General features: G+C 69.9%; 5 protein-coding genes. 1 reads left to right on the top strand and 4 read right to left on the bottom strand.

Translation table 11 applies throughout. The features are described 5' to 3' along the window. Positions 1-174: 174 nt before the first annotated feature. Complete coding sequence (locus AB0B35_RS32525; protein WP_361052770.1) at positions 175-1,041, top strand: alpha/beta hydrolase; 867 nt, start codon at positions 175-177, stop codon at positions 1,039-1,041. 40 nt (positions 1,042-1,081) lie between these two features. Here the strand turns inward: AB0B35_RS32525 and AB0B35_RS32530 are convergent, their stop codons facing one another. From AB0B35_RS32530 to AB0B35_RS32545, 4 genes are all read right to left on the bottom strand, one after another. Next, positions 1,082-1,564, bottom strand: coding sequence for a hypothetical protein (locus tag AB0B35_RS32530; protein WP_361052773.1), 483 nt, complete (start codon positions 1,562-1,564; stop codon positions 1,082-1,084). A 73-nt stretch (positions 1,565-1,637) separates the two neighbouring features. After that, positions 1,638-2,321: a hypothetical protein gene (locus tag AB0B35_RS32535; protein WP_361052776.1), complete on the bottom strand. Its 684-nt coding sequence runs from the start codon at positions 2,319-2,321 to the stop codon at positions 1,638-1,640. A gap of 158 nt (positions 2,322-2,479) precedes the next feature. Next, the gene (locus AB0B35_RS32540) at positions 2,480-4,522 is read right to left on the bottom strand and encodes a family 43 glycosylhydrolase (RefSeq protein ID WP_361052794.1); all 2,043 of its coding nucleotides are present in this window, start codon (positions 4,520-4,522) and stop codon (positions 2,480-2,482) included. 191 nt (positions 4,523-4,713) lie between these two features. After that, positions 4,714-6,189, bottom strand: a complete 1,476-nt coding sequence (locus AB0B35_RS32545) for an endo-1,4-beta-xylanase (protein ID WP_361052779.1) — start codon at positions 6,187-6,189, stop codon at positions 4,714-4,716. Positions 6,190-6,438: the final 249 nt, after the last annotated feature.

Here is a 6,438-nt window from a genome sequence, read left to right on the forward strand (position 1 = left end):
ATACCGCATGCGCGGGCGGAGCTGTTCATCGCAGGTCGGCGGTGGGACACCGGACTATGCTGGCTGAGGCATTTGCCCGTTTCGGTGACGCCGGGAAAGTTCTCGGCCGCGCACCGATGAGTTTCCCGGGCGGCGACGGTCTACCTGGACATGACCCGAGAAGGAGTGGCACCGATGGCTGACGCGAAGACCCACACCCTGGACGTTCCCGGCGCGGTCCTGCACTACGACGTACGCGAGAACGCCGACACCACCGAACCGGCCCTGCTGCTGATCGGCTCGCCCATGGACGCGCGCGGGTTCACCACGCTCGCCGGATACTTCCCCGACCGCACCGTGGTCACCTACGACCCGCGCGGCGCGGAGCGCAGCGTCCGCACCCCGGACGCCGAGGAGTCGACCCCCGACGTGCACGCCGACGACCTGCACCGGCTGATCGCCGAGCTCGGCGGGGGACCGGTCGACATCTTCGCCAGCAGCGGCGGGGCGGTCAACACGTTGGCCCTGGTCGCCCGGCATCCGGCCGACGTGCGCATCCTGGTCGCCCACGAGCCGCCGGCCGGGACCCTGCTGCCCGACCGGGAGCAGGCGCTCGCCGCGATCCGTTTCATCCGCGACACGTACCAGGCGAAAGGCTCCGGTGCGGGCATGGCGGCCTTCATCGCCGCGGTCGGTCACCAGGGCGAGTTCCCGGCGGACTACGCGGTCGCGCCCGACCCGGCGCAGTTCGGCATGCCGGCCGAGGACGACGGCTCCCGCGACGACGTGCTGCTGGGCCAGAACCTGATCAGCTGCACGCACTACGAGCCCGACCTCGACGCGCTGCGTGCGGCGTCGACCCGGATCGTGCCGGCCGTCGGCGAGGAGTCGGCGGGCACGATGGCCTACCGCGGCGGGGTCGCGCTGGCCGAGCGGCTGGGCACCACCGCGGTGGTGTTCCCCAGCAACCACGGCGGCTTCATGGGCGGTGAGTTCGGCATGCCCGGCAAGCCGGCGGAGTTCGCCGCCAAGCTGCGCGAGGTCCTCGCCGAGAACGCCTGAGGCCCGCGGGCGGGGCGGCCGCGGTCGCCGTCCCGCCCGCTCAGGCGGTACGGGACAGGTCCATGACCCAGTTCACCCGCCACGTCACGCCCTCGTCGTACGAGAACGACTGCTGCCACCTGGCGGCGTCCATGCCGTCCCGGGTCCACTCGAAGCGGACCTTGACCGGGTGACCGCCGAGCACGTCCTCGCAGTCGAAGACACCCCGCCCGTCGCGCCAGGCGCCCTCGACGGGCGGGTCGAGGTGGCCCGGGTTGCGGCTGGAAGCCCACCAGATCCGCCAGACCCGGGCCTGCGGGTCGAACTGCCGCAGCGTGAACCCCTCGAACGGCTGCTCGCCGGGCGGGGCGTCGGTCCAGATGCGGTCGACGTGGCCGAGCCCGCCGAGGATCGGCTCGGCGTGGGCGGTGGCGTCGAACTCGACCCACTCGGTGCAGGCCGGATCGGCGACGTCGCGCAGCTTGCGGTTGCGCACCCGCCACCGCCCGAAGATGAAGTCGAAGTCGGCACGGCCGTCGTTCACGATGGTCTCCCTGCGGCGAGCGGGTGGGTAGCTCGGATCATGCCGCCCACCACCGACAGCCGGCCCGCTACGTTCAGCCGCGCCGCGCGTCAGGTGACACGTCGAGGGCAGCGCGGGCGAGGGGCACCCAGGCCGGGCTCTGGAACTCGTCGCTGGTGATCACGCGCATGGACGCCCGGGCGTGGGTCTCCGACGGCACGAGGCCCGACGCGGCGATCAGTGCGCCGACCGCCGTGGCCAGCTCGGTGAAGGTCAGGTACGAGTCGGTCTGCGAGCCGGCCCAGACCTCGTGGTCCGCGGGCACTATGCCGCCGTCCGGCTGGCGGCGCAGGGCGACTCCGAGTGGAAGGTCGGCCTCCAGGCAGCTGCCGAGCGTCCGGTACGCCTGGCGGTAGCAGCCGAGCAGGGTGCGCTCCCGATCGGTGAGGTGGCGCTCCGTGGCCAGCCTGGTGACCAGCCCTTCCACCCGGGCATCGGCTGCGGTGGCGCGGCCGAACAGCGTCCAGCGGTGCTGCTCGCGGTCGGCCGCGCTGAACGTCTGCCGGCGTACGGCCGTCCATTCCTGCCATAGGCCGTGGAATTCGCCGTGTACGGCGTAGAACTGCTCCGCCGCGGCGAGGTCCGCCTCCCGCCGCTTCCTGGCCCGCTCCCGCCGGTCGATGCCGCGGTGCTGGCCGGAGCCTGCGACGGCGATCAGCACCAGGCCGAGGACGAGGTAGAAGAGGAACGACGTCAGCAGGGTTTCGAAGTCGAGCACGGTCATCCTCGGGTAACGGGTCGGCGGCCTTCCAGGCTGCCGTACCACGCATGCGCGCTGTATCAGCCGTCCGGCGGGTTCAGGGGTGCGCGGACGGCGCAGGGCCGGTGCGGAGCTGTGTGTCCGCACCGGCCCTGCCGTGGCCTGCGGCGACCGGGTTACGGCGTGGTCAGGTCGAACCGGGACACGGTGACCGAGCCGCCCAGGGCCTGGGTGGCGTAGTTGAAGATGCCGAACCGGTAGCCCATGAAGAACTGCCAGGCGTTGTTGAGGGTGAACGCGGAGCCCAGTGCGGTGAAGTTGGTTCCGTCAGTGCTGTAGGAGAAGCGTGCCTGGCGTCCGCTGCCGGGCCGGATGTCGGCGTTGACGCGCAGCCAGATCCGCCCGCCCGAGATCGACGCCGAGGCGTTCTCGCTGCCGGTGCCGGTGGTGTTCCAGCTGCCGTCCATGGTGAGCCCGTTGGTCATGACGACTCGGGTCGTGCCGTTGTCGCGTTTGACGCCGATCCAGGCCGAGGAGTCGCGCAGCATCGCCAGGCCCGCCCGGTCGCCGTCGCGCATCGACGAGTAGTCGAGGGCGATGGTGGCGGTCGAGCTCGGTCCCTGGATGCGGTGGGTCAGGGTGTTGCGGGCGTTGTAGAGGTCGTTGGTGACGGTGGCGGTCTGCAGCCGCAGGCCGTTGTTGACGGTGTACCGGCTGGTGTCGGGGTTGTGGTTCCACTCCCACTGCGGCCCGAGTGCCGTGCCGCTGAACGTGTCGGTGCCGATCATCGGTTTGACCTGGCGCGGCGGGGCGGGCAGGTTCGGCTTCGGGTAGCTGCTGCCCCAGGCGCCGTTGACGAGCTGGAGCTGGGGCCAGCCGTCGGCGGTCCAGGTGACCGGGGCGAGCACCGGGATGCGCCCGCCGGGGTAGGAGTCGACGAAGGCCAAGTAGTACCAGGCGCCGTTCTGGGTCTGGACGAGGCCGCCCTGGTGGGGCACGCCGCCGCCGGAGACCGGGCCGGGCAGGTTGAGCAGGAGCTGCTGCATCGTGTACGGGCCCCACGGGCTCGACGACTTGAGGATGTACTGCCCGTTGGCGGGGCGGGTGAGGAAGATGTAGTAGCTGCCGTTGCGCTTGTAGAAGCGGGCCCCTTCCAGGGTGCCGACGCTGGACGGGGTGGTGAACACCTGCTGGGTGCGCACCTGGCTGAGCCCGTCGGCCGACAGCTGGGCCACGCTGATGTTGGAGTTGCCGTACGCGACGTACATGGTGTCGTTGTCGTCGACGAGCAGCCCGGCGTCGTAGTAGCAGTTGTTGATCGTGGACCGCTTCGACCACGTGCCGTCCACGGCCGAGGCCGTGTAGACGTAGGTCTTGTTGAACTCCATGCAGCCCATCCAGTAGAAGGTGCTGTTGGAGGGCCGGTAGTTGAGGGTGGACGCCCAGATGCCCTTGACGTAGGCGCGCCCGTTGCCGTTGAGGTTGTAGGCGTTGGAATGATCGAGTGTCGGCACCGAGTGCCCCGCGAACTCCCAGTTGACCAGGTCGTACGAGCGCAGGATCGGCGCGCCGGGGGAGTAGTGCATGGTCGAGGCGGAGTAGTAGTAGGTGTCGCCGACGCGGATGATGTCGATGTCGGCGAAGTCCTGCCACAGCACCGGGTTGGCGAAGGTCCCACCCGATGGCGGCGGTGAGGAGGACGCGCTCGGGCTCGGGTTGGTCCCGACGCGGACGAGCTGCCACTGCTGGTTGTTGCCGCCCCAGTCGTCGTACTGCACGATGTTGGCCCCGTCGGCGGTCGACGCGCCCTGCACTTCCAGGGCCTTGCTGCTGTTGCGGTTGATGAACCGGACGTAGCCGTCGGGCGAGTCGGCCAGCCGCCACTGCTGGTTGGTGCCGTTGAGGTCGGACCACTGCACCACGGATGCGCCGTTGGCGGTGGAGAAGTTGGAGACGTCGAGGACCTTGCCGGAGTGGCGGGATCTGATGCGGTAGTAGCCGCTGCCGGAGTCGACGAACTGCCACTGCTGGTTGTTGGCGGTGCCGCGGGTCCACTGGGTGATGCGGCCGCCGTCGGCGGTGGAGAAGTTGTAGACGTCGAGGGCTTTGCCGCTGTTGCGGTTGACCAGGATGTACCAGGCGCTGGTGTCCACGGTCGCGGCCTGTGCCGCGCTGGTGGTGACGACGGCCAGGCCCGTGCCGGCCAGCGCGGTGACCACGACGGTGATCAGCGCGGCGCGCCAGCCTCGCCGGGGAGGCCGGACATGGGTGATGGTGCCGATGCCGCTCACGGCATCCTCCTTGTCTCATGGCGGGCCCCGCCGCGCCGAGGTTCGCGGCGGGGATTCGTGGAGCAGGCCGCCGGTGCGGGGCTGCGGCCACCCGTGCACCGACGGCTGATCATGGTGGGCTATCCGACGCGGATGAGCTGCCACTGCTGGTTGTTGCCGCCCCAGTCGTCGTACTGCACGATGTTGCCGCCGTCGGCGGTGGACGCGCCCTGGACTTCGAGGGCCTTGCCGCTGTTGCGGTTGATCAGCCGGAGGTAGCCGCCCGACCAGATCACGCGCCACTGCTGGTTGGTGCCGTTGGCGTCGGCCCACTGAACGATCGACGCGCCGTTGGCGGTGGAGAAGTTGTAGACGTCGAGGACCTTGCCGGAGTGGCGGGACTTGATGCGGTAGTAGCCGCCGCCGGAGTCGACGAACTGCCACTGCTGGTTGTTGCCGTTGCCGCGCGTCCACTGGGTGATGCGGCCGCCGTCGGCGGTGGAGAAGTTGTACACGTCGACGGCTTTGCCGCTGTTGCGGTTGACCAGGACGTACCAGGCGCTCGTGTCGATGGAGCCGCTCGGCGTGGACGGTGCCGGGCTCGACGGCGTGCCGTTGTTGAGGGCGTTGAGCGTCGAGGTGTAGGCGGCCTTCTTGTTGCCGGAGGAGTCGAACAGCAGCGGGTTCTGGCCGGTGCGCCAGGAGTCGCTGTCGCGGATTCCCCACACGGTGATGCCGTTGCAGCGGGCCACGGCCAGGCAGGCGTTGGTCACCGTGGCGTACACCGCGGCCTGGTTCGACCCGGAGATGTCCAGTTCGGTGATCTGGACGTCGACGCCCAGGTTCGCGAAACGCTGCAGGTTCGCCTGGTAGTCCGAGGGGACCGAGTTGCTCAGATGGGACTGGAAGCCGACGCAGTCGATCGGCACGCCGCGGGACTTGAAGTCCTGCACCATGTTGTAGATGCCGGTCGACTTCGCGTTGATCCCGTCGGTGTTGTAGTCGTTGTAGCAGAGCTTGGCGTTCGGGTCGGCCGCCCGTGCGGCGCGGAACGCGGCCTCGATCCAGTCGTTGCCGGTGCGCTGCAGGTTCGAGTCACGCCGACCGCCGCCGCTGCCGTCGGCGAACGCCTCGTTGACCACGTCCCACGAGTGGATCTTGCCGCGGTACTTGGTCGCCACCTGTGTGACGTGGTTGATCGCCGCCGAGCGCAGGGCGCTGCCCGACATGTTCTGCGCCCAGCCGGGCTGCTGGGCGTGCCAGAGCAGGGCATGGCCGCGGATGCGCATCCCGTTGGCCTGGGCGTGGTTGACGATCCGGTCGGCGTTGCCGTAGCTGAAGCTGCCCTGCGACGGCTCGGTGGCGTCCCACTTCATCTCGTTCTCGGGGGTGACCGAGTTGAACTCGCGGTTCAGGATGCCGACGTAGGTCGAGTCGCTGAGCTTGTACGCCGCGATCGCGGCGCCGAAGTAGCGGCCCCGCTCGGCGGCGGAGGCGCCGAGGGTGGTGCCCGCGCTGGCGGAGTTCGCCATGGCGATGGTGGTCAGGGCGGTCGCGGCCACGAGCAGCGTCGCCGTCAGAGCCGCACGGAACGTGCGGACGTTCGTTCGTTTCATGTCTGTCTCCTGGGAGCGGTGGACAGGTCCGTGGAGCCGCCCGGGCGGTTGCCCGGGAGGTGCGATAGGTCGTTGTGCCGGCCGTGCGGGCATGGGCGTGCCCGCACGGCCGGTGTGGTGCCGGTGGCGTCAGCGCTGCAGGGTGAGCAGGCCCGGCCGGTAGGGCAGCAGCCCGTAGTCGCCGCCGGAGTTGGGCGAGCGGCCCTGGTAGAGCAGTTGCAGGTTGCAGGGGTCGATGGTCATGGTCTG

The sequence above is a fragment of the Catellatospora sp. NPDC049133 genome (assembly GCF_040648455.1).
Classification (GTDB): domain Bacteria; phylum Actinomycetota; class Actinomycetes; order Mycobacteriales; family Micromonosporaceae; genus Catellatospora; species Catellatospora aurea.

Excerpts from the sequence above, each read along its gene's own strand:
- AB0B35_RS32525 (WP_361052770.1), top strand. The coding sequence starts at position 175 with ATGGCTGACGCGAAGACCCACACCCTGGACGTTCCCGGCGCGGTCCTG.
- AB0B35_RS32545 (WP_361052779.1), bottom strand. The coding sequence starts at position 6,189 with ATGAAACGAACGAACGTCCGCACGTTCCGTGCGGCTCTGACGGCGACG.